Annotated in this window: 27 protein-coding genes; 8 read left to right on the top strand and 19 right to left on the bottom strand. The window is 62.5% G+C overall.

Annotated features, from left to right (window positions below; all coding sequences use genetic code 11):
- The 3 genes from JNL55_RS14705 to JNL55_RS14695 form a co-directional block, all read right to left on the bottom strand.
- Nucleotides 1-675 (bottom strand): NAD(P)(+) transhydrogenase (Re/Si-specific) subunit beta (locus JNL55_RS14705; protein ID WP_293854590.1); only part of this gene is annotated, 675 nt, incomplete at its 3' end.
- A gap of 6 nt (nucleotides 676-681) precedes the next feature.
- A complete protein-coding gene (locus JNL55_RS14700) occupies nucleotides 682-1011 on the bottom strand; it encodes an NAD(P) transhydrogenase subunit alpha (protein WP_293854587.1) in 330 nt (109 codons plus the stop codon).
- A gap of 74 nt (nucleotides 1012-1085) precedes the next feature.
- Nucleotides 1086-2210 carry an NAD(P) transhydrogenase subunit alpha gene (locus tag JNL55_RS14695; RefSeq protein ID WP_293854584.1) on the bottom strand — a complete coding sequence of 375 codons (1125 nt, stop codon included), beginning with the start codon at nucleotides 2208-2210 and terminating at the stop codon, nucleotides 1086-1088.
- A 120-nt stretch (nucleotides 2211-2330) separates the two neighbouring features.
- On the opposite strand from JNL55_RS14695, the gene JNL55_RS14690 reads away from it, so the two are divergent.
- The 6 genes from JNL55_RS14690 to JNL55_RS14665 are packed head-to-tail and all read left to right on the top strand — an operon-like array spanning nucleotide 2331 to nucleotide 7640.
- Nucleotides 2331-3023, top strand: coding sequence for a hypothetical protein (locus JNL55_RS14690; RefSeq protein ID WP_293854581.1), 693 nt, complete (start codon nucleotides 2331-2333; stop codon nucleotides 3021-3023).
- Nucleotides 3024-3028: 5 nt separating this feature from the next.
- Nucleotides 3029-3355: a hypothetical protein gene (locus JNL55_RS14685; protein WP_293854578.1), complete on the top strand. Its 327-nt coding sequence runs from the start codon at nucleotides 3029-3031 to the stop codon at nucleotides 3353-3355.
- Nucleotides 3352-4323 (top strand): hypothetical protein, encoded by a 972-nt coding sequence (locus JNL55_RS14680; protein ID WP_293854573.1) that lies wholly within the window; start codon nucleotides 3352-3354, stop codon nucleotides 4321-4323. Before JNL55_RS14685 ends, JNL55_RS14680 begins: the two co-directional genes overlap by 4 nt.
- A complete protein-coding gene (locus JNL55_RS14675; RefSeq protein WP_293854569.1) occupies nucleotides 4280-4879 on the top strand; it encodes a LolA-related protein in 600 nt (199 codons plus the stop codon). The genes JNL55_RS14680 and JNL55_RS14675 overlap by 44 nt, the downstream gene beginning before the upstream one ends.
- Nucleotides 4880-4885: 6 nt before the next feature.
- Complete coding sequence (locus JNL55_RS14670) at nucleotides 4886-7213, top strand: MMPL family transporter (protein ID WP_293854566.1); 2328 nt, start codon at nucleotides 4886-4888, stop codon at nucleotides 7211-7213.
- Between the two features lies 1 nt (nucleotide 7214).
- Entirely contained in the window at nucleotides 7215-7640 is a 426-nt protein-coding gene (locus tag JNL55_RS14665; protein ID WP_293854562.1) for a hypothetical protein, read from the top strand.
- Here the strand turns inward: JNL55_RS14665 and JNL55_RS14660 are convergent.
- From JNL55_RS14660 to JNL55_RS14645, 4 genes are read right to left on the bottom strand one after another with little or no spacing between them, the layout of a single operon-like run.
- Complete coding sequence (locus JNL55_RS14660; RefSeq protein ID WP_293854559.1) at nucleotides 7624-9243, bottom strand: NAD(P)/FAD-dependent oxidoreductase; 1620 nt, start codon at nucleotides 9241-9243, stop codon at nucleotides 7624-7626. The two genes, JNL55_RS14665 and JNL55_RS14660, sit on opposite strands and share 17 nt — an antisense overlap.
- Nucleotides 9244-9246: 3 nt before the next feature.
- On the bottom strand, nucleotides 9247-10041 hold the full coding sequence (locus tag JNL55_RS14655; RefSeq protein WP_293854556.1) for a beta-ketoacyl synthase chain length factor: 795 nt from the start codon (nucleotides 10039-10041) through the stop codon (nucleotides 9247-9249).
- Nucleotides 10038-11222: a beta-ketoacyl-[acyl-carrier-protein] synthase family protein gene (locus tag JNL55_RS14650; protein WP_293854552.1), complete on the bottom strand. Its 1185-nt coding sequence runs from the start codon at nucleotides 11220-11222 to the stop codon at nucleotides 10038-10040. The genes JNL55_RS14655 and JNL55_RS14650 overlap by 4 nt, the downstream gene beginning before the upstream one ends.
- A gap of 14 nt (nucleotides 11223-11236) precedes the next feature.
- The gene (locus JNL55_RS14645; protein WP_293854548.1) at nucleotides 11237-11512 is read right to left on the bottom strand and encodes a phosphopantetheine-binding protein; all 276 of its coding nucleotides are present in this window, start codon (nucleotides 11510-11512) and stop codon (nucleotides 11237-11239) included.
- Nucleotides 11513-11657: 145 nt separating this feature from the next.
- Here JNL55_RS14645 and JNL55_RS14640 point away from each other — a divergent pair, with 145 nt between their 5' ends.
- Complete coding sequence (locus JNL55_RS14640) at nucleotides 11658-12659, top strand: hypothetical protein (protein ID WP_293854544.1); 1002 nt, start codon at nucleotides 11658-11660, stop codon at nucleotides 12657-12659.
- Nucleotides 12660-12662: 3 nt separating this feature from the next.
- Here JNL55_RS14640 and JNL55_RS14635 read toward each other — a convergent pair whose 3' ends face one another.
- The 8 genes from JNL55_RS14635 to JNL55_RS14600 all read right to left on the bottom strand — a co-directional run bounded on the left by JNL55_RS14635 (nucleotide 12663) and on the right by JNL55_RS14600 (nucleotide 19674).
- Complete coding sequence (locus JNL55_RS14635) at nucleotides 12663-13970, bottom strand: AMP-binding protein (protein ID WP_293854539.1); 1308 nt, start codon at nucleotides 13968-13970, stop codon at nucleotides 12663-12665.
- Complete coding sequence (locus JNL55_RS14630; RefSeq protein WP_293854534.1) at nucleotides 13967-15190, bottom strand: beta-ketoacyl-ACP synthase; 1224 nt, start codon at nucleotides 15188-15190, stop codon at nucleotides 13967-13969. Before JNL55_RS14630 ends, JNL55_RS14635 begins: the two co-directional genes overlap by 4 nt.
- A complete protein-coding gene (gene fabG, locus JNL55_RS14625; RefSeq protein ID WP_293854529.1) occupies nucleotides 15190-15918 on the bottom strand; it encodes a 3-oxoacyl-ACP reductase FabG in 729 nt (242 codons plus the stop codon). The genes JNL55_RS14630 and fabG overlap by 1 nt, the downstream gene beginning before the upstream one ends.
- Nucleotides 15915-17144 carry an NAD(P)/FAD-dependent oxidoreductase gene (locus JNL55_RS14620; RefSeq protein WP_415923082.1) on the bottom strand — a complete coding sequence of 410 codons (1230 nt, stop codon included), beginning with the start codon at nucleotides 17142-17144 and terminating at the stop codon, nucleotides 15915-15917. Before JNL55_RS14620 ends, fabG begins: the two co-directional genes overlap by 4 nt.
- A 3-nt stretch (nucleotides 17145-17147) precedes the next feature.
- Complete coding sequence (locus tag JNL55_RS14615) at nucleotides 17148-17603, bottom strand: acyl-CoA thioesterase (RefSeq protein WP_293854595.1); 456 nt, start codon at nucleotides 17601-17603, stop codon at nucleotides 17148-17150.
- A gap of 37 nt (nucleotides 17604-17640) precedes the next feature.
- The gene (locus tag JNL55_RS14610; protein WP_293854523.1) at nucleotides 17641-18438 is read right to left on the bottom strand and encodes a glycosyltransferase family 2 protein; all 798 of its coding nucleotides are present in this window, start codon (nucleotides 18436-18438) and stop codon (nucleotides 17641-17643) included.
- Between the two features lie 24 nt (nucleotides 18439-18462).
- Nucleotides 18463-18711 carry an acyl carrier protein gene (locus JNL55_RS14605; RefSeq protein ID WP_293854520.1) on the bottom strand — a complete coding sequence of 83 codons (249 nt, stop codon included), beginning with the start codon at nucleotides 18709-18711 and terminating at the stop codon, nucleotides 18463-18465.
- Nucleotides 18712-18849: 138 nt separating this feature from the next.
- Nucleotides 18850-19674, bottom strand: coding sequence for a lysophospholipid acyltransferase family protein (locus tag JNL55_RS14600; RefSeq protein ID WP_293854517.1), 825 nt, complete (start codon nucleotides 19672-19674; stop codon nucleotides 18850-18852).
- Between the two features lie 26 nt (nucleotides 19675-19700).
- Between JNL55_RS14600 and JNL55_RS14595 the strand changes: the two genes are divergently transcribed.
- A complete protein-coding gene (locus tag JNL55_RS14595; protein ID WP_293854513.1) occupies nucleotides 19701-20420 on the top strand; it encodes a 4'-phosphopantetheinyl transferase family protein in 720 nt (239 codons plus the stop codon).
- On the opposite strand, the gene JNL55_RS14590 is transcribed toward JNL55_RS14595, so the two are convergent.
- From JNL55_RS14590 to JNL55_RS14575, 4 genes are read right to left on the bottom strand one after another with little or no spacing between them, the layout of a single operon-like run.
- Nucleotides 20365-20850 carry a DUF3106 domain-containing protein gene (locus JNL55_RS14590; protein ID WP_293854508.1) on the bottom strand — a complete coding sequence of 162 codons (486 nt, stop codon included), beginning with the start codon at nucleotides 20848-20850 and terminating at the stop codon, nucleotides 20365-20367. The genes JNL55_RS14595 and JNL55_RS14590 overlap by 56 nt on opposite strands.
- A complete protein-coding gene (locus JNL55_RS14585) occupies nucleotides 20847-21107 on the bottom strand; it encodes a hypothetical protein (RefSeq protein ID WP_293854505.1) in 261 nt (86 codons plus the stop codon). Before JNL55_RS14585 ends, JNL55_RS14590 begins: the two co-directional genes overlap by 4 nt.
- Nucleotides 21108-21110: 3 nt before the next feature.
- A complete protein-coding gene (locus JNL55_RS14580) occupies nucleotides 21111-21458 on the bottom strand; it encodes a hypothetical protein (RefSeq protein ID WP_293854502.1) in 348 nt (115 codons plus the stop codon).
- Nucleotides 21455-22093, bottom strand: a complete 639-nt coding sequence (locus tag JNL55_RS14575) for an RNA polymerase sigma factor (protein ID WP_293854499.1) — start codon at nucleotides 22091-22093, stop codon at nucleotides 21455-21457. Before JNL55_RS14575 ends, JNL55_RS14580 begins: the two co-directional genes overlap by 4 nt.
- Between the last annotated feature and the right edge of the window lie 190 nt (nucleotides 22094-22283).

Here is a 22283-nt window from a genome sequence, read left to right as displayed (position 1 = left end):
CACCACCGGCATGTCAGCACCGCCGATGGGCATCGTCATCAACACGCCGAAGATCAACGCGCCGATGAAGAACGCCGCGACGACGCCAGGATGTGCGTGACCGTGCGCGACGAACACGATGTAAATGCCGACCCCGAGCGTGGCCAGAAACACGAGGCCGTTGAACATCTGCTGACCTGTGATGCGCCACACGCCGTTGATGCGACCGTCGAGCTTGGCCCACGCAATCAACGAGCCGGACAACGAGATCGCACCGATCAACGCACCGACCACGGCCAGCAGCAGCGGAATCGTTTGATGAACCGCGCTGGTTCGTAACAACTCCACCGCAGCGATGGCGGCAGCAGCGCCGCCGCCCATGCCGTTGTAGAGCGCGACCATCTGCGGCATCGCTGTCATCGCGACTCGTTTACCGCTCCACCAGGCCCAGCCCGTGCCGAGCCCCAGTGCAACGGCAGCGAGTAGGACGTTGGTGCCGAGGTGAGGCAACGCTGCGTCGTTGACGCCAAAGTAGTAAAGGAAGCTGGCGAGCACTGCGACTAGCATGCCGGCGCCGGCCACCACGATGCCCGAGCGCGCGGTCACTGGCGATGACATGCGCTTCAAGCCATAGATGAATAGAAACGCCGCGGCAAAGTAGCTCGCGTCGATGATGAACTGTGGAGTTAGGTTCATGGACGCTTAACCCTTCTGCTGCTCGCCGGCTGGTTTTTTCTTATCGCTGGGTTTGAACATTTCCAGCATGCGTTCCGTGACCACGTAACCGCCGGCCGCGTTACCCGCGCCGAGCAACACACCGGCGAAGCCGATGATTTGTTCGACGGTCGAAGTGGCGTTGAGCAGCGCATACATCGCACCGACCACCACGATGCCGTGTACGAAGTTGGAACCCGACATCAGCGGCGTATGCAGAATGGCCGGCACGCGACCGATGATCTCGTAGCCGGTGAAGGCGGCGAGCATGAAGATGTACAGGGCGACGAAGCCCGTCAGCGTAGTTGCGAGGTCCATATTTTCCTCGAAAGTAATTCGTTATTACTGAGCGGTCTGTGGCCGGACGGCGGCCCGGCTGGCGCCGGGCGCCGTCATGCGCCAACGACCTTTTGAGCGGCTTCGTTGACGATCTTGCCGTCGTGCGTGAGCGCGGTCTTGGCGACCACCTCATCGCTCCAATCGAGCTTGATCGCGCCTTCTTTCAAGAACAGCTCGATCAAATTGAATTGGTTCTTGGCATACAGCTCGCTGGCGTGCTCGCCCAACATGCTCGGCACGTTGAGCGGCCCGACCACCGTGACCTGGCCGACTTGCACGGTCTCGCCCGGCTGCGTGTATTCACAGTTGCCGCCGCCTTCCGCCGCCAGGTCGATGATCACGCTGCCGGCCTTCATGCCGTCGACCTGCGCCTTGCTGATGAGCTTGGGCGAAGGCCGGCCCGGAATGGCCGCGGTGGTGATGATGATGTCGGACTGTTGAATATGTTTGGTGACGACGCTGGCGATCTTGTCTTTTTCTTCTTGAGTCAGCTCACGCGCGTAGCCACCGGTGCCGCGTGCATCCACACCAGTATCGACAAACTTTGCACCGAGCGACTCGGCTTGTTCCTTGGTCTCCGGCCGAACGTCATAACCTTCGGTCATCGCACCAAGACGGCGCGCCGTCGCCAACGCTTGCAAGCCGGCGACCCCCAAGCCCATCACCAACGTGCGGGCCGGACGAATCGAACCCACCGCAGTCGTCATCATCGGCAGAATGCGCGCCAGCTGAGTCGCACCCAGCAGCGCCGCGTAGTAGCCGGCCAGCGCAGCTTGGCTCGACAAAGCATCCATGGCCTGCGCGCGAGTGATACGCGGGACCAACTCCATCGCCAGGGTGGTGATGCGCCGATCGCGCAATAGTTTGGTGAGCTCAACTTCCTTGTGCGCGTAAATAAACGAAATCAGCACCGCGCCCGGTTTCATGGCCTCGACCACCGCTGCACCAGGCGGTTGCACGCTGAGCACCACGTCGGCATCACGCACCAGTTCGACTGGATCGGCGCCGAATCTGACGTTCTTGAACGCCGCATCGGCCAGTTTCACGGCATCGCCGGCACCGGACTGCAGATGAATTTCGGCACCGAGTTTGGTCAGCTTGTCGGCCACCGCGGGCACCATGGCCACGCGTTTCTCGTGAGCACGCGTTTCCTTCAGAACCGCTATCTTTACCGGCATGCCGACTCAACCTCCCCCGAATCGCCGTTGTAGATAAATATTCCCGTCATTGTGGATGCCTTGTCCGCGCTCGGCAACACGCGCATGCTTCGCGCCGGAAAAGGAGAATCCCCGCCCGAGATGTCCGCTGCCGCACGTTACAAGACCCTCCTGGCACTCGCCTACCCGCTCGTTGCCCACTTCGGTGTCATCCAGAACAGCGTCAGCTTGATCGCTGTCGCGCTGGCATTGCTGATCCTGGTGCCCATGCTGCCGGCGCTGGCGCGACCCAGCCTGGTCGCCTGGCTGACCGTACCGGTGCTCTCCGCCGGTCTGTGGTGGCTGTCCCGCTCCGCGCACGCGACACTGCCGCTGTATATCGCACCGGTGCTGGTACCAGGATTCATGGCCGCGGTGTTCGGCAGCACGCTGGTGACCGGTCAGATGCCACTGATAGAGCGCCTGATCCGCACCATGGAGCCCACCGAACCCGAGCCCGAAGTGCTGGACTATGCGCGCAAACTCACGCGAGCCTGGACCGTGTTCTTCGTGTCGCTGGCCACCGTCAACCTGATCCTGGGCCTGCTGGCCGAGCCGAGCGGCATGCTGCTGGCCGGCGGCGTGCAGCCGCCAGTGACGGTGCCGGAGGAATGGTGGTCGCTGTTCGCCAATGTGATCGGCTATTTGCTGGTCGCGGCCTTCTTCGTGATTGAGTACGCTTACCGCAGCCACCGCTTCCCGCGGCAGCCCTATCGCAACATGCTGGATTTTTTTCTACGGGTCCTCGCGGCCATGCCGCGCCTGGTCAGCGACGTCGCTGGCCCTCGTCGCTGAATGACATGAGCTCCGCCGTCCACGCCACCGTGCTACGCATCGCCGCGAATCATCCTTCGCTGCCTGGTCATTTTCCGGGTCAACCCATCGTGCCCGGTGTCGTGCTGCTCGACTGCGTGTTGCAGGAAGCAGAACGCTGGCTGCAGCGTCCGTTGCAGGCCGAGGCACTGCCCAACGCCAAGTTCACCGCGCCGCTGCTGCCCGAGCAGGACGCGCAGCTGCAATTGAAACTGGACGCTCAGGAGCTGCGCTTCAGCCTGAGCCGTGACGGCGCCGCCATCGCGCAAGGTCTGTTCCGGCTCGCAGCCCAAGCTGGGAATCCGACGGCGTGAAACAGCAATGGCTGGATCGTCCCGAAGCCGGCTCGGCGTTCGGGTATCGACTGATCAGCACGTTCGCCACGCTGTGCGGACGAACTGCGGCGCGTCTGGTGCTGTTTCCCATCACAGCTTTTTTCCTGATCAGGCGCGGCCCGGAACGACGCGCCGCGCGTGACTATTTGCGACTCGCGCTGGGCCGTGAGCCCACGCTGCGGGACATCGCCAAACAGTTCTACGTGTTCGCCGCCATCATTCTGGACCGATTGTTTCTATTGTCGGAACGCTTCAAACGTTTCGACATCCAAGTGCACGGCCTGGACGACCTGCGCGCGCAGTGGGGCAAGCAACAAGGCGTACTGATCTACGGTTCGCATCTGGGCAGCTTCGATGCCTTACGCGTCCTCGCTCAAATTCGTACCGACGTGAAAGTGCGTGTGGTGCTGGATACCGAACAGACTCCCGCGCTCACCCGCATGCTGAACACGCTCAATCCTGAGCTGGCCCGCTCCATCATCAATGCCCGGCAGGACGGTGCCATCACCGCGCTGGCCATCAAAGAAGCGCTGGATGAGGCGGCGCTGGTGACGTTGCTGGTGGATCGCGCCCGCCCCGGCAATCAAATGGCGGTGGTGGATTTCCTGGGCCGGCCAGCACCGTTCCCCACCGGCCCGTGGCAGCTCGCGGCCGCGCTCAAAGTGCCGGTGGTGCTGTGCTTCGGGCTATACCGGGGCGGCAATCGTTACGACCTGCACTTCGAAACGTTCGCCGACACCGTGCGTTTGGAACGCGGCAACCGCGAGGCGAGTCTCAATGCCATCATTCAACGCTACGCGCAGCGGCTGGCCCACTACACCCGCAGCGCGCCGTACAATTGGTTCAACTTTTATGATTTCTGGCACCTCAATTCGTCTGCCCCTGCTGGCGACCCTCCTGGGAATGCTGCTCAACGCGCCGCTGGCGTGGAGCGCCGGCCCGAGTGAGCAGGACGCACTGATCGCGCGGCTGGCCAAACCGGCACCGGCCACGATCGCCTTTACCGAAGTGCGTTTCTCCAAGCTGCTGCGCGCGCCGCTGATCGTCGCCGGCGATCTCGGCTACTCGGGGCCGGAGAGCTTGGATCGTCGCGTCACCACGCCCTATCGGGAACACACCGCGATTCGTGGCGAGTCGGTCAAAGTCGAGCGCGATGGCGAAAAGCCGCGCAGCTTCGCGTTGAAACATGCGCCGGAGCTGCGAGGACTGCTGTCTGGCTTCTCGGCCATGCTCTCGGGCGACGCTGCGTCGTTACGCAAGACGTTCGAAGTCGACATGACCGGCAATGACGATGCTTGGACTCTGAAGCTGACGCCGCTCGACAGCAAAGCTCGTCGTCGCTTGCAGCTGATCGAAGTCAACGGTCGGCAAAGCGAGCCGCGCTGCTTCTCCATGACGACGGCCGATGGCGCGTCCAGCGTGTTGCTGCTTGGGAATGCGACGATGGAGCCGGTGCTGCCAGAGGTCACATTGGTCGCTCTGCAACGGCGCTGCGCCGGCTGATCGAACATGAAGTTCACGCGCGCGTCGATTTTCCTGCTGGTGGCGTGGGTCGTGCTGTTAGCCGGCCTCACTTGGTTCGTACAGCGACAACTGCAAGTCAGCACCGACTTGCGTTTGTTCCTTCCCAGCCCGACCACCGCCGAACAACAACTGCTGTTAGAAGAAATCGGCGAAGGCCCGGCCTCGCGCGTGATGGTGATCTCGCTTGAAGGTGCACCGCCCGAAGAACTCGCCGATGCGTCGCGCGCTCTGGTCGAGAGCCTGCAATCCAGCCCGAACTTCCGTCTCATCACCAACGGCGAGATGTCGCTCGACAGCGTGCCGGATGAGCTACTGCCTTATCGTTATCTGCTGTCACCAACCTTGGACGAGCGCGCGCTGGATGAAAAGTACCTGCGCTCAGAGCTGCAGGAACGCGCCCGCGACCTAGCGTCGCCGGCTGGCGCATTTCTCGAACCCTGGCTGCCCAGAGATCCGACGCTGGAGCTGTTGAAGGTGTTGCAACGCTGGCAGCCCATGCAGGAACCGAATCGTCTGTTCGATGTTTGGTTCGACCAGGCCGGGCAGCGAGCACTGTTACTTGCTCAGACTCGCGCTGCAGCCTTCGATCCGGATCAGCAACGTCTCGCCGTCGATCAGTTGCACGCCGCAGCCGATCAACTCGCTAAAGAAGACGGCGTGAAGATGACCTTCAGCGGCGCCGGCAAGTTCTCGGTCATGATGGAAGAGCGCACGCGTGGCGAAGCTCAACAACTCGGAGCCGCAGCGACCATTGGCATGATCGTGCTGTTGCTCATCGCCTATCGACGCGTCGGTAGCGTGGTGTTGAGCGCTTTGCCACTGGCCAGTGCTGGCCTGGCCGGCCTGGCTGCGGTCAGCGCGCTGTTCGGCACAGTGCATGGAATCACGCTGGCGTTCGGCTTCACGCTGATCGGTGTCGCGCAGGACTATCCGATTCATTTGCTCAGCCATCGGCACGCGACTCGCACGCCCGTCGAAGTTGCTCGCGAACTGTGGCCGACGCTTGCCACCGGCGTCGCGAGCACCTGCATCGCGTATGTGACATTCCTGTTCTCCGGCGTCATCGGCCTCGCTCAGCTCGCCTGCTTCACGGTGGCAGGCCTGGCGGTTGCCGGATTGACGACGCGTTACGCCTTGCCGGTGATGATGGATCCAACCGGCCGCGACTTCGGCGAATCGGCGTGGCTGGAGAAAGTGTGGCGCCGGATCGAGCGCCTGCCTCGCCCGGTTTGGGCCGCAGCAGTCGCCATCGTGGTTTCCATCGGCGCCATCGTGTTCGCCCCGCAGCCGATGTGGGAAAGCGATTTGAGCAAACTCACGCCGGTGCCCAAAGAATTGCTGATCCAAGACCAAGAACTGCGCTCTCAGCTGGGCACTCCGGACGTGCGCTATCTGCTGGTCATCACGGCCAAAGACACTGAGTACGCGCTGCAGCGGCTGGAACAGCTCGACGAGTCGCTGCAATCGTTGGTGACGGAAGGTGCGATCACCGGCTATGACCATGCCGCCCGTTACATTCCGACCGCGAACAAGCAGCGCCAACGACAAGCTCGTCTGCCGGAACCTGCCACGCTACGCGCCGATGTCGCGGCGGCGGTGAAGGACACACCGTTTCGCCCGGATGTGTTCGAGCCGTTCCTCGAAGAGGTCGAGAAGGCTCGGCGCTTGCGCTTGCTGACGATGGAACAACTACGCGACTCGCCGCTCGGCGTCAGCGTGGAAATGCTGTTGTCCCAGCATAAGGAACGAACCACGGCCCTGGTGACCTTCAGCGGCGTAGAAAACATCGCCGCTTTAGAAGAATTCGCCGCAGCCGCCGGCGAGGGTGTGACTTTACTGGACACCAAGAATGCCTCTGAAACGCTGGTCACCAACCAGCGCATCAAGATTCTGTGGAGCCTGGCAATCGCAGCCGTACTGCTTGTCGGAGTCGTTGCCTTCTCGCTTCGCCAAGCCTCGCGGGTGTATCGCGTGCTCGCACCGATGGCGTTGACCACGCTGATGATTATCGCTGGCCTGCAGGCTGCTGGCGTGTCGATGACCTTGTTCCATCTGATCGCACTGATCCTCGCCGCCGGCCTCGGCTTGGACTACGCGCTGTTCTTCGAACATGCCGCCGACGATCCCTTGGATCAGCGGCGCACGCTGCATGCCTTGTTAGTCTGCTCGGCATCGACGCTGATGGTGTTCGCACTGCTGGCCGCGTCGAGCCTGCCGGTGTTACGAGCCATCGGCTTGACGGTCTCGCTCGGCGTCGTCTTCAATTTCGTGCTGGCATTGTTGCTGACGCGCCCTGCCGCGCAGAGTTCGTAACATGGCACGAGAAGACATCGCAGCGCTGATTCCGCATCAAGGCGGCATGTGCTTGTGGGAGCACGTCATCGAATGGGACGACGCGCGAATCGTGCTCGAGACGACTAGCCATCGCGCGCTCGACAATCCACTGCGTGCGAACGGCAAGCTACGCGCCGTGCACTTATGCGAATACGGAGCGCAGGCCATGGCCGTGCATGGAGCACTGAAGGCGGCACCGGAGCGAGCCCCGCCCGGCATGCTGGTGGCGCTGCGCTCGGTGACGTTCGCTCGCAACTACATCGATGATTTGAACGACGCGCTACGGGTCGAGGCAATCTGTCTACAGGCCGGTGACTCCAGCCAGCAGTACAGTTTCAAAATCGTTCACGGCGGCGAGGTCGCGGCCGAAGGCCGCGCCGCCGTGCTGCTCAAGCTGCCCGAGTAAACAGCAACGATTCCGTGACAGCTGCGGGCATTGCGCTCAGCAGCTTGCGAACTTCGCTGCTGTCGAGCGAAGGATGTTCGGCATTGGCACGCGCGACGATCTCCGCCGCCAGCGAATTCAACAGAGCCGTGTATTCGATCATGCGCGCTCGGAAAGCCTCGTCATCGAGTTCATCGCGCAGACCACGATTGAGTTCAGCAAACCAAGGTAGCGACGCCTGATCCAGCATCACCGCGTCGTTGCGACGAGCACTGAGACGCGACCACTCGCGCAGGAAATTCTGCACCGCTGTGTTCAGCGCGCGCGAATGATTCAAGTGATCCGACAAGCGGCTCAGATTGGCCAGGTCGGTGAGACGCCGCTGGAAGAACAGCTGGCACAACACGCCCCAGTAGTAGGTGTAGTCCCAAATCACCTTGACCGGCATGACTTCGGGATCGCCAAACAAGCTGTACTGATCCGTGTATAGCGTCAACGTGCTTTCGTAGAACGAGAAGTACAGCTGCTGATAAACGTGCGCACGGCCATTGATCAGCTCGCCCTGCAGGTCGCGCGCGATCAAATCGGCAATGTAAGTGTTGCTGATGCCGATGAAGTCGCTGCCCGGCGAATAGAACGGATCCAGGAACACACCGGCCTCGCCGGTCAACGCCCAGCGATCGCCTGAGAACACTTGCTTACAACCGTAAGAGAAATTTCGCAGAAAACAAAAGTCCTGCAACAGGTGCTGCTTGCTCTCGATCTCACGTGCCAGGCGCGGCTGATGCTTACGGAACCATTCGAGCGACTTCTCGAATGTGTTCATGGTCTCGAGCGGATGCGTGACCGCGTCGCAAACGATGCCCACCGAATGCGAGCCCGACGACAGCGGAATCAACCAGGCCCAGTAGCCTTCGCCACACAAGTGATTGGTCGACAGCCAGCGATACGGCGGATCACAACGTTCCAGCCAGGCTTTGTCGGAAGACCACTCGTCCACATCGATCTTGGTGCCCAGACGGAACCAGATCGCGTTGGCATTGTGAGCATTGTCCTGCTGCAGCCCGAGTTTGCGCTTGATCAGCCCAGCGCGACCGGCGGCGTCGATCAGCCAGCGAGCACTGACCTCGTGCTCCACGCCGTCAGCTTCGTAGCGCACGCGATGGACGGCGCCTTCCTTGCCGATATCGAAACTCCGCACCACCGCGCCGTCGATGAATTCCACCCCCAGCTCACGCACATGCTCGCCGAGGTAGTTCTCGAAGATGCCGCGATCCAGCTGATAGCTCGGCGTGCTCAGATAACGGCTCGCACCCAGTTCGGTGACGTTGTCCAGATCTTCGCGGCCTTCGGAAAAGAAAAAGCGGAAGCCGAATTTTCTGAGCTGCTGGCTGTTCAGATGATCTTTCAAGCCAAGCACGCAGTCGAAATAGTGCGCGCCGATCTCCACCGACGACTCGCCCACTTTGTGAGCCGCCGGCGGCACCGGATGACGGCGACGCTCGATGATGCGGATGGCCATTGACGGAAACTGCCGGCGCAATTGAATGGCGAGCGTCAGCCCCGCCAGCCCGCCCCCCAGAATTGCCACATCGACGTGGGCGGCGGCACTCGGAGCATTCATGGATCAATTAACCTGGACGTTGAGCGCCAGCCGCTGGCTGATGGCCAGACACACGGTGCGCGGATGGGACTGGGCCAAGACTTCGAAGAACGGCAAACACGGCGCCAACGCATTGTCGGCGACTAGTGGCGCAGCCGCTGAGCGTGCCGGCGTGAGGCTACATGCTTCGACCGGCTCGGTGGTCAGAATCAAACTGCGCTGGGCTTGCGCTGAGGTCACCGGTCCCAGCACCAAACCCACCCCAAACAAACCTCGGCTCGGTGCCATGCTCGACAGCGCGCCTTTGGCTTCGATATCGAAGGCTACATACAACACTGGCTTCTGTTCGCAAACAACTTGAGTCGCTGCTTCGATCAAGCCCACGGCGAACGTGTATTCGTGAGCGCTGATCGCGGTGTAAGGCGCAAGGCTGCCGGTGCCGATGCTCCAATAACCCGCCGCCGCGTTGTGCACCGAGTTGTGAAATTTGACCGGCGAAATCAACGTCGGCGTGCTGACCAGTGTCTGGCACATGTAATCGCTGATGGCCAGATCGCCGTGCGTCGATGCAAACACCGACGGCAGCTCCGACGGCTGACGGCTGGCAGCTTCACAAGCGCGGGCTGCGGCTTCGAGCGCAATCGCGACCGTGTCAGGTGCACGTCGCCGCTCCGTCGGTGCAAGCAATGTCGGTGACGGGCGAGGATTCGCTGCTTCCGGCGGCGGCTGATCGCCACAAATCACCGCGCTAGCAAGATCCCAACCTGGCAGGCGCGACGACCAGAAAGAAATGCCTTCGATGGCGACCCGCAGCGTCATCGATCTCTCCCGAACACCAGCACGCAATTACTGCCGCCGAAGCCGAAGGAGAAGCTGAGCGCATGGCGCGCTTTGCGCTGCACGTTGTCTCGCTGGATTTGCGGGCCGCAAGCCGGATCGGGAGTCTGCAGATTCAAAGTCCCCGGCAACAATTGATGCTCGAGTGCGATCAAGCTGATGGCAGCTTCGACGATGCCGGCCGCGCCCAACGTGTGCCCGGTCCAACCTTTGGTGGAACTGGCGCAAGTGCTGGCAGGAAACAAATCGGCCACGACCTTGGCTTCAACTTCATCGTTCTTCTGGCTCGCGGTGCCGTGCAGATTGATGTAGTCGATATCGGCGGGTGCCAACTGAGCGCGTCGTAACGCGTCTTCCAGTGCGAGCCGCGCGCCCACGCCTTCGGGATGAGGCGTCGACATGTGATGCGCATCGTTAGATTCGCCGTAGCCCAGGAACCAGGCACCGCGTTGCGCCTGCTTTTCCAGCAGCGCGAAGCCGGCGCCTTCGCCTAGATTGATGCCGCGACGCTCGACGTCGAACGGCCGGCATTGCTCCGGCGACACCAGCTCGAGCGAATTGAAACCAAACAACACACTGCCGCACAACGTGTCCACGCCGCCGACGATGGCCGCGTCAGCCAGGCCGGTGCGAATCAAACGTTCTGCCTGCGCAAACACTTTCGCGCTCGACGAACATGCTGTTGCCACCGTCACGCTGATGCCAGTCAGACCGAGCGCATGTAGCACGAAGTCGCCCAGCGAATGAGGCGTATGAATGATGGGTCGACGCAGATCTTCGGGATAGCGGCCGTCTGGATCGAGGCGCGCATAGGCTTCTTCACTGGCACCGATACTTGAAGTCGAAGTGCCCATGACCACGGCGACACGACCGGCACCGTAACGTTCGCGTGCCTCGCGAGCTGCCTCGATGAATCCGTCGGTTTGCAGGCCGCGCCAGGCGAGCCGGTTATTACGACAGTCCCAGCGAGCCAATTCTGGCGGCAGAGGCTGATCTTCCAAGCCAGGCACACGACCGATCCACGTAGCGATGGGTGATGCGCCGAAATCGTTCTGACGCAGACCGCTGCGACGTTCGCGAAGCGCCGCGAGAGTCGCCGCACGCCCATCCCCAGCCGCGGAGCTCAGTGTGTAAGCGGTGATTCTCAGCGGCCGGGACTGCATCTGGGCCCCTGGGCTCAGCCCGTGACCCGATGCGTGGCGATATGCGCGGCCAGCGAGCGTAGCGAACTGAAAATACGCACATTGTTCTCATCGTCCGAGCGCAGCTGGAAGCCATAGCGCTTGGAAATCTCCAACGCCAGCTCCAGAGCATCGATGGAATCCAGGCCGAGCCCGGTCTTGAACAGGGGCGCTTCGGGGTCGATATCCGCAGGCGCCACGCCTTCCAAGTTGAGCGCGGTGACGATGAGTTCGGCGAGCTCGCGCTCACCGGCCGATTGAGGTGCTGACATGAACGAAACAGGCCCTTCTTAGGCTGATTTGGGACGCTGGAGCGGCGAACCGCGGGGCGCGAAGTGTATCATCCGGCCCGCGCGCGCTTGCGAATGGCGCGCACCTTTTCCACCCCAACTCCACAGCAGTATTTCTGACGAAGCGATGCGCAGCAGTTCCGGCGAGCAACCCATCCAGTCCCTCCCCGCCGCTCTTCGCGTTGCCTACTTGCCGCTCGATGGCGCCACCGCCTGGCCGGCCAATGTTCTGGCGGCCGTGCGTTTCGGCGCGCGGCCCGGGGAAGCCAGCGACGCGGCACTGACCATCGACGTCGGCCTGGAGCCGCTGCACGGCCCACCCAGCGCGGAATTATGGTTCGCCACCGGACCTGTCCACACTGGTCAATGGTCCGATGCGGCCTCCGGCTCACAAGTTCGTTATGCGCACGACGAGCAGCATCTGTTCGCGGTGGTGGAGCTGGACGAGCGTCAGCATGGCGGGATTCTGCTGACAGCCGAGCATGCCTACGGCGCCATCCGCCGCTTCCAGCAGCAGTCGCGCTTCGGCCATCTGCTGCGCATGTGGAACTACATGGACGCGATCAACGAGGGCGCCGGCGACCTAGAGCGCTATCGGCAGTTCTGCGTGGGGCGAGGCCGCGGACTCGGCGATGGGGCTCAGAGCTATCCCTCCGCCACGGCCATCGGCCGCCACCGCCCCGATCACATCGTGCAGGTGTTCTGGCTAGCGGGTATCGCGCCCGGACAGGCGCTGGAGAATCCTCGGCAAGTCAGCGCCTACCATTACCCGCGCGTGCATGGCCCGGTGAGTCCGACCTTCGCCCGCGCCCTGCTCGCCCCCGACCAGACGCTACTGATCTCCGGCACAGCCAGCATCGTCGGCCACATCTCCCAGCATCACGACGACGCGATGGCGCAGTTGGAAGAGACCGTGCGCAACCTCGGCTCGTTCGCGCCGCATGTCAGCCCGCGCCGGCCCGATGCCAGCAAAGATTTATTGAAAGTGTATGTGCGCGACCCGGAACTGACGCCGAGCCTGGCCGAGCGCTTGCACCAGCTCTATCCGGACAGCGAGATCATTTTTGTCGCCGCCGACATTTGTCGCCGCGAGTTGCTGCTGGAAATCGAGGCCATCGTCAGCGGCTGAGGTTCAGCGCTTTAGGGCCTTGAGCAGATTTTCACGGGGCAGCTTGCCCAACTCATTGCGCGGCAGTTCCTCGACGATGAGCAAGGGCCGCGGCAAAAATGCGCTGTCCACGCCGGCCGCCAGCTGATCCAGCACTTCGCGCGCCGTGAGCGTCGGCGCCACAACCAGCGCGGCCACTCGTCGAATCGTTCCAACGGCATCCGCTTCTGGCTGAAACACCGCGGCCTCCCTCACGCCTTCGATGGCCAGCAGGCGCCGCGTGAGATCAGATAGCGAAGCGCGTTTGCCAGCCACTTCGATCATGTCCGAGCTGCGCCCGCGCACCGTGAAACGATGCTCGGGATGCAGATCGACCAGATCCTGTAGCAACACCGGCTCAACGAACCACGGCGCATGCACCAGTGTGCCGTCGTCACGCGGCTCCAGTCGGACGCCTTCATACAAGCGCCACTGTTCTTCACGCGCCGTGAGACGACTGGCGAAGACACAGGTTTCGGTGGAGCCAAACATTTCCACCAACTCACCGCCAAGCTTGGCAGTGACCGCCGCCGCTAGCGGCTGATCCAGCGGCGCCGTCGCGCTGACAATGACATCGACTGGCGGAAAAACCTGGTCCGAACCAACAATGGCGCGCAGATGCACTGGCGTGCTCACCAGCACTCGAGGCCGCGGCAGCTCAGCCAAAGCCGTGGCGATATCGGCAGGAAACAATGGGCGGCCGGCATGCACTGCCATGTTGCCGCTCAACGGCAGCAGCACGCTCATCTCCATGCCATACATGTGCTGCGGCGGAACAGTCGCCAGTATCCACACGGGCGAGTTCTTATCAGCGATGGCCGCGCGGATTCCCTGAGCATTGCGGGCATTGCTGCCACTCACGGTACGCCAGAGCTTAGGAAACGTTTTGGGCTGACCTGTGCTGCCCGAGGTGTAGCCGACCATCACCGTCATGTCGGCGGGAATCTGCTCGTTGACCGCGGCTGTGGACGGGCTACCAAAAGCCGCGTCGACAACCGCGTCGTCGATGCGATAACTGCCGGCATTCGCCTGCTCCACATCCGCAACGACTTGCTCGGCGCGCGAAGACGGCAGCAACACAGTGTGCCCAACGCTCAATGCCGCAGCAAAAGCGACCAGGAACCGGTAACGATCCTCGCAGAGATTGATCATCGCCGCTGGCGCGGCTCGCATGGGCAGCTGCGCAACTACCGATGCAACGTCGCGCTGTAATTCCGCGAGCAACACAGGCGCGCCACGCCGCCACGCAATCGGCCGCGAAGCATCGGCAGAAACAAACAACGGCAGGATCATTTCCAGCGTTTGAACACCATCGATGTGTTCACGCCGCCGAAAGCGAAGTTGTTGTTCATCACATAGTCAGTGCCGATCGCACGACCTTCACCGGTGATGTATTCGAGCTCGCCACAGCGCGGATCGATGTTGTCCAGATTCAAGGTCGGCGCGAACCAGCCGGCCTTCATCATCTCGATACTGAACCACGCTTCCAAGGCACCGCAGGCGCCGAGCGTGTGGCCGAGATAACTCTTTTGGGAGCTGAGCGGCATGCGCGAACCAAACAACGCCGACGTGGCGCGCGTCTCGGCGATATCGCCATGCTCGGTCGCTGTGCCGTGACCGTTGACGTAGCCGATTGCATCCGGAGACAGGCCGGCATCCGCCAGCGCCAACTCCATCACCACACGCATGGTGCTTTCTTCCGGCTTGGTGACGTGCACGCCGTCGGAGTTACTGCCGAATCCAACTAACTCGGCGTGAATGCGCGCACCGCGCCGCTGCGCGTGTTCGAGCTCTTCGAGAATCAGCATCGCGCCGCCTTCGCCGACCACCAAACCATCGCGATCACGATCGTAGGGTCGCGGCGTGGTCTTCGGCTCATCGTTGCGGCGACTGGTGGCATACAACGTATCGAATGCCATCGCCTCGGTAGGACACAGCTCTTCGGCGCCGCCGGCAATCATCACATCCTGCCGGCCGAACTTGATCGCCTCGTAAGCGTAGCCGACGCCCTGACTGCCCGAGGTACAGGCGCTCGAGGTGGGAATGATTCGACCCTTGGCGCCAAAGAAGATGCCGACGTTGGCCGCGGTGGTGTGCGGCATCATGCGCACGTATGAGTTCGCGTTCAGGCCGCTCGCATCCGCGTGCAGAATCATCGCGGCGAAAGCAGAGATATCGGCAGTGCTGCCGGTGGATGAACCCGAGGAAACACCCGTCGCGCCGCTGGAGATGATCGGACTGCCGGTCAGGCCCGCATCGGCAATCGCCAGCTCCGCGGCGCGCACGGCGAGTTGCGACACTCGGCCCATGCTCCGCAGTTGTTTGCGAGTCCAATGCGACGGCGGCGTGAAATCGATCGGCCCGCCCAGCCGCGTGTTCATGTCTTTGTGGCGATCCCACTCGCGCATGGTGCGGATCGCGTTCTGTCGCGCGCGCAAGCCAGCGTGAATCTCCGGCCAACTCGTGCCGAGCCCACACAGACCGCCCATGCCAGTGACGACGACCCGACGCATCAACACAGTCCTCCGTTCACGGCGAGGACCTGTCGAGTCACATACGAGGCGTCGCGCGACAACAGAAATGCCACGGCCGCGGCGACTTCTTCCGCCGTACCGACGCGCTGCGCGGGAACTGCCTTCAATATTTCTTCCATGGGCACGTGCTCGTCGACCATGTCGGTGCCGATCAAACCCGGCGCCACACAGTTGACGGTGATCTGACGCTTGGCCAGCTCCACCGCCAGCGCTTTAGTGGCGCCGATGATGCCGGCCTTGGCGGCACTGTAATTCACCTGACCGCGATTGCCGACCATGCCGGACACGGACGCAAGCGTCACGATGCGCCCCGGCGCGCGGCGGCGAACCATCGGCATGATCAAAGGTTGCAACACGTTATAAAACGCATCGAGATTGGTCCGTAGCACGCCATCCCACTGCTCTTCCGTCATAGCAGGGAACGCGGCGTCGGAATGAATGCCGGCGTTGCAAACTACACCGTAGTAAGCGCCGTGCGCATTTACATCTGCTACTAACGCCTCGACACAGGCCGCGCGGTCGGCCACATCGAATTGCAACACGCGCGCTTGCCGGCCGAGTGTTTTGATCTCGCCAGCCACAGCTTCCGCCTCGTCACGCCGCGAACGGCAGTGCACGACCACGTCGAAGCCGTCAGCGGCGGCTCGCAACGCAATGGCCCGGCCAATGCCGCGGCTGGAACCGGTGACCAGAATGGTGTCGCTCATGCTGCGCAGAGCTTAGCAACCATGTCGAGACGGCGCTCGGGTTCGGCCACGAACGGATTGGACTCATCCCACGCATAACCGGCGAGAATGGCGCAGATCATGCCGCGAATGCCCGCAGGCTGATGCTTGGCGAACATGATGTCCTGGAACCGGCCGTCGTACCACGCGCGCACATAGGCTCGGAATGTGTCCACGCCCTTGCGCAGCGGGATCTCGAAATCGTTGGTCCAGTTGACCGCTTCGCCGCGCAGCTGCCGATCGAGCAGTTTCGCGGACATGCTTGCCGAGCGCATGGCGATGGTCACGCCCGAGGAGAACACCGGGTCGAGAAATTCCGCCGCGTTACCCAACAGTGCGAAGCCATTGCCGTGCATGGACTTCACATTCGCCGCGTAACCCGACAGCTCGCGCGCCGGCGTGTCCCAAGTGGCCTTCGCCAACACGCGCGTCAGGAAGGGCTCCTCGCTCGCGAGTTTCTTGAGACGTTCATCCAACGGCGCCGGATACGTTGAGAAAAATTCCTTACGCGCCACGCACCCGAGCGAGCAGCGTCCGTTGGGAAACGGAATCAGCCAGAACCAAACATCATGATGCTCGGGATGCACGATGACCTGGATCTTGTTGCGATCGAAGGCATCGGGCGCCGCGCCGTCGGCGACGTGAGTAAACACCGCGTTGCGCACCGGGAAGTTCGACGGCGTTTCCAACTCCAGCAGTTTCGGCAACACGCGGCCGAAGCCGCTCGCATCCAGAATGAATTTACCTTCGACTTCATACTCGGTGCCTTTGGCATCGACAGCGCGCACGCGCGGCTTGGCCCCACTGTTGTCGACGGCGGTCACGCGAGTTTCATAGCGAATCTCGACGCCTTGTTTCTCGGCTTCGTCGGCCAGCACCTTGTCAAAGGCCGCGCGCTGCACTTGAAACGTCGTGTTACGGCCCGGCGTGAACTTGTCGCCGAAATCGAAATCGCCGTACTCGTCGCCGCGCACGAAGGCCGCGCCGTTCTTGAACTGAAAGCCGGCACGTTCCACCGCCGGCATCATGCCGGCCTCGTCGACGAAATCCAGACAGTGCGCGAGCAAACTCTCGCCGATGGAAAACCGCGGGAAGCGCTGACCTTCCAACACCAGCACCTTCCAACCGCGCTGATTCAACAGCGCCGACGCGATGGCGCCCGAAGGCCCCGCGCCGATGACGATGACATCACACTGTTCCAAGTTCATTCCTCACCGATCTGCGACCGCAGCCACGCCACGGGCCCGCAATGCCAGTTGCACGCGCTCCAGTAGCGGCTGCGGAGTTTCAAACTGCAGCGCGTGGGTTTTAGCATCCACCGCGGCCTGTACGCTCTGCGCACGCGCGAGCAGTTCGTTGCCGGCCAAACGCGTGATCAAGTAGTTCATGGTGATCCGGCTTTGCCATTCGACCAGCGACGCGCGCACATTCAACTTGTCGCCCATCCTGGCCACGTGCAGATACTTCACGTGCATTTCCACGATGGGCCAGGCGAAGCCCGACGCCAGCATGGCGTCATAGCCGAACCCGAGCTGGTCCATGAGCGTCCAACGGGCGGTCTCGAAATACTTCAGGTAGTGGCCGTGCCACATGACACCGATGATGTCGATGTCGTGGAACGCCACTGTTACATCGATACTCGCGCTGATCGCGCCTTCCTTACGCATATTGGTCACGGCGTCTGTGCCTCAGGACGCATGCGCCTCAGGCGTTCACGTCGCGCTCGTGCACCGGGCGCGTGGGTTTGCTGCCTGCAATCTTCCGCCATAGCAGCACCGGCAGGCGAATCAACATGCCACAGGTCAGCCTGATGTGCAGCGTGGTCATGCGCACGTTGTCCAGGAACATGCGGAAGTGCGACACGCCATCGAGCGGGTACGACACGCGCGTCTCCAGCCACCGCATCGGCACCTGGCGCCAATGCAAGCGCACGATGATTTCCGAATCGAAGTCCATGCGCGCACCGATGTGCGAGTGATCGACCAGATCGAGCGTGGTCGCGAGCGGATACAAACGGAACCCGCACATCGAATCGAGGATGTCGAACGACAGTGTCTGCAGCCAGACCATACCGTGAGTCAGATAACGTCCGTAGTAGCGCGACTTTGGAATGCTGGCATCGAACACCGGCCGGCCGCAGATCACGGCATCGGGCGCTTCGCGCGCAGCCTCGACGAAACGACGCGCGTCGCTCAGCGTGTGCTGACCATCAGCGTCCACTTGAATAGCATGAGTGAAACCAAGCTTGGCGGCTCCGCGGAAGCCCGTGATGACCGCCACACCATTGCCGCGATTGGTTTCATGTCGCAGCAGAGTGACTTCGGGCAGCGCGCCGAGACGATCCAATTCCTGCGCACAGGCCGGGCTGCAGCCGTCGTCGACCAGAATCACTGGCAGCCCCTGCGCGCGCAGCGCCGTGACCACCGTGCCGATGGCGTGTTCGTGGTTGTAGACCGGGATGACTACACAGACCGCAAACTTGGTGAACTTGGCAGTGGACATGGAACCGACCTCAGCTGCCACGCCTCAGGCGCGCATCAGCCGCTGCACCACTGTCGCTAGATCGCTGACAGTTCGCACCGAACGGAAGTCCTCGGGAGTGACCTTGCGGCCGGTGTGCTTCTGCACTTCGTCCATCAGGTCCACCACGTCGATGCTGTCGATCTCCAGATCTTCGTACAGCCGCGCATTCGGCGTGATCCGCGCGGGCTCGAGCTCGAACAGCTCTACCAGCGTTCCGCGGATACGTTCGAGGATTTCATCTTGCGACTGCATGAACTGCTCTGTTGGGGAATCGATAACCCGGCAATGCGGCGTTAGCACGTCTGCGCGCGCTGGTATCGGTCCGCCACTCGGCGCGCAGTTTAATTCGGGACGCCGATACCGTACAGCCGCGCCGGCTGTCGGACAGTCTTACGGCTGGCGAGCCACGAGCTCGGCCAGGGCCTGCTGAAAATGCCGGTGCATCGCCTCATTCAAGGCCCGTGATGCTAGCGGTAACGGGGTATTCCGGTAGGGACTTAAGTCCAAGTCCTGGCCAACCGCAAAGCTGAAGTGCGGCCGCCGGGGTGGAATGCGGTACCAGGGCTCGGCCTTGGTCAGGGTGGTGGGCTGGCAGCGGATGTATACGGGCGTGAGCAAGGCCGCGCCTCGCAGTGCCACGTTGGCCGCTCCGCGGTGGAACACCATGGGCTGGTTGGGCCGGGTGCGCGTGCCCTCGGGAAAGAAGATCAGGGTCTGGCCCTCGCTCAAAGCAGTCGCGGCGCGCTCGATCATGCTGGCTGCTTGGTCGTTGGGAATGAACTCCACCAAGGTCACTGCCCAGCGCGTCAACGGGTTGCGCCACAGGCCTTGCTTGACCACGCAGCCGGCGTTCGGGGTGAATGCCAGTAGAAACACCACATCGATCAGCGATGGATGATTGGCGACGACCATCTGGCCGGGCCGACCGAGCCGCTCGCGGCCGTGGAATTCGTACGTCAGCCCACCGCCCCTATGCATGACACCGATGAAAAACCGGAGTGCCGCGCTCATGACCGCTCGCGCGCGCCGGCGTTTGGTGTCGCGCGAGGCAGGAATCAGCTTGACGATCGGCAGCAGCACCACGCCGACCACCAGCGCGCCGACGCCAAACAGGGAAAAGCTGAACCCGGTGACGAAAAAACGCCAAAGCCAGTAGTCCCCGCGGCCCTCGGGGCGGTCGGCGGCTGGTTCAGCGAGTTGCGGTTCGGCGTTCATCGGGGGCGAATTATGATGGGCCTGTCATGCACGGCAACCCTCATAAGCTAACGGACGCACGCGTCGGCCTGAACGGTGAGGCTGTGCGCACGGCCTTGTGGTTGGGCCTGCCCTCGGCGCGCGAATATTTCGATCCCGCGACTTTGTCTTCCACCGATCAGGCACGCATCGCTGATCGCCGCGGCGATCGCCGGCGCGCCGACTTCGAGGTCAGCCGCGCGCTGTTAGCTTTCGCCGATGTGGGTTCAGCGGCTCACAGTTTGAGCCACAGCGCGGAACATGCAGCGCTGTTGCTAACGCCGACCGACTGGTCGGTCGGCGTGGATCTCGAAGTCGCTCGGCCACGCGATGTGCTCCGACTCGCGCGCTTCGCCTTCGACGAACGCGAGGTTCAAGCGCTCGAAGCTGCGCCTGAGGCTGCGAGATTGCAGCTGTTTTATACGCTGTGGACGTTGAAAGAGTCTTTCGCCAAAGCGCTGCGGCTCGAGCTGGTTGCAGCTCTGCGTCGCTGCGTGTTTTGGAACGAAGGCGCTGAATGGCACGGGCGAGTGCCGACTGGTGCCGCGTGGAGCGCAGCGGTCTTTCAGCCGCGATCGGAAATTTTTGTCGCCGCGGCCTGCATCGGCGAGACCACGCTAATGCCATTGCAGCTGTGGGAATGGCCGCCGCAGCGGCGCGCGGACTGGCCACTCATTGCTGCTGTTTGCGCAGCCGCTCCTTCAAGCGCTGACGCTGCTCCGGCGTGAGCTCCTGAAATTTTTTGCGCAGCTGTTGGCGTTGTTCCGGCGATAGGTCTTGGAAGCGGCGGTAATTTTCACGCAGTCGCTTCTGTTCAGCCGGTGGCAGTTTCTTGAACTGATTGAACATCCGGCGCATCTCGCGCCGCTGCTCCACATCCAGCGACTGCCAGCGCTCAAAGCGTTGGCGCGCCTGTTGGCGCTGCTCCGGCGGCATGGTCAGCCAGCGCTGCGAGCCAGTGGCGAGGGCCTGCTGGCGCGCCAGCGGCAGCTCGGCCCAGCGCGACTCGAACTTGGACAACAGCTTCTGCTGTTCAGGCGAGAGTTGCTGCCAGCTCACCCCCGCGCCCCCGGTCTGCGCCGCGCGCACGGCCGGCGCGGCGGTCAGCAGCACCGCGCTCAGCATCAGGGATAGCAAACAGATCAGCCGCGTACTCATCGCTGTTCCGCGGCAGGTTTTGCCGCCTCTTTGCTGGCCTTGCCCGACTCGGTCGCAGTCGCCGGGGCCTTGGCCGGGCTAGTGCTGGCGGGCGCAGGCTTGCTTGCAGCCTGTTCCACCAGCGTCCAATTGTCCTCATCGCCTTCCAATGTGCCGAGATATTCCAGGAAGTCGGCATCCACAGGGTCGATGTCCTCCGCCGCGAGCGTGCTCGTGCTGGTCGCCACCAAGCTCATGAGTAACAGCGCTCTGCGCATGCCCTAGCCGCTGTTACTGCTGTCATCGGCCAGCCAGGAATAGAACTCGACGTCCTGAAGCAGCTCGAAATTGTCGCCATCGGCGACGATATCCATGTCATCCAGCGTGATCTCGGCCTCTGCCTGTGTGGCGGTAGGAGCCCCGGTGCGAATCATGATCATGGCAATCAACGCCGCCGCAGCCAGACCGCCTAGTGGTGCCGCCAGCCAATAGCGCCGGGTCGAGCCCTTCTTCATCTCTTCCAGAGCATGCTGTCTCGCTTGGTTGAGTCGCGAGCGAGTGCGCGCATCGAGCCGCTCGACGCTGTTCTCGAAAACCTCACGGCTGCGCTCTTCAAACGGCTCGGTCACCAGGCGACTCCCAACTGCTCGCGCAGGGTATGGACGGCACGAGAGTAGTGCGTTTTGACGCTGCCTTCGCTACAGCCCATGGCCGTGGCGGTCTGAGCCACGTCCAGGCCTTCGAAGTTACGCAACATGAAGGCCTCCTGTTGCCGGCCCGGCAGCTCAGCCAGCGCTTGCTCCAACTTGGCCATGGCCTGATCGGTGGCGAGCAAATCCTGAGGCAAGGGCCGCGCGTCGGCCACGCCTTCGTACGGATCCGCCGCTTCGTCCTCGTCCGCCTTCCAGCCGGGCAACCAGCTCATCAGCTTGGCGCGCACCTTGCGACGGCGCTGACAGTCACGGATCCGGTTTTGCAGAATGCGATAGAACAGCGGCCGCCATTCCTCGGCGGGGCGCTGAGCGTAGCGGCGCGCCAGCTGGAGCATCGCGTCCTGTACGATATCGAGCGCATCGTCGTCGTCGCGCACGGCAATCCTGGCGATGCGAAACGCACGCTTCTCCACGCTGACAAGAAAGCGGTCCAGCGTGCGCACCTGATCCAGAGAGAATTCCTCCACCGCGGCCGGGGCTTCGCCCTGCCCGAGGTTGAGCAGCGCCCACGCCGGGATAAAGGCTGCGCGGAGATTAGCAGAGAGCCGCATGCGTGCTAGCAAACCTTCAGTGACCAATATGGCCGTCTATCGATTCAACGCAGGTCGCCGCGCGCGGTTGACGCACGCCGCTGTGAACTGCGTCGAAAAAATGATCAATCGCTAAACAGCCCCGTGTAATGGGCACTTGAGCCGGTTCACCCCAGACAATGCACAGAGTTGTCCACAGGTTTTGTTGATG

Origin of the sequence: Steroidobacter sp. (assembly GCF_016790065.1) — a bacterium.
Lineage (GTDB): Bacteria > Pseudomonadota > Gammaproteobacteria > Steroidobacterales > Steroidobacteraceae > Steroidobacter.
The sequence above is the reverse complement of the archived record's forward strand: the minus strand, read 5'-3'. Positions and strand labels throughout refer to the sequence as shown.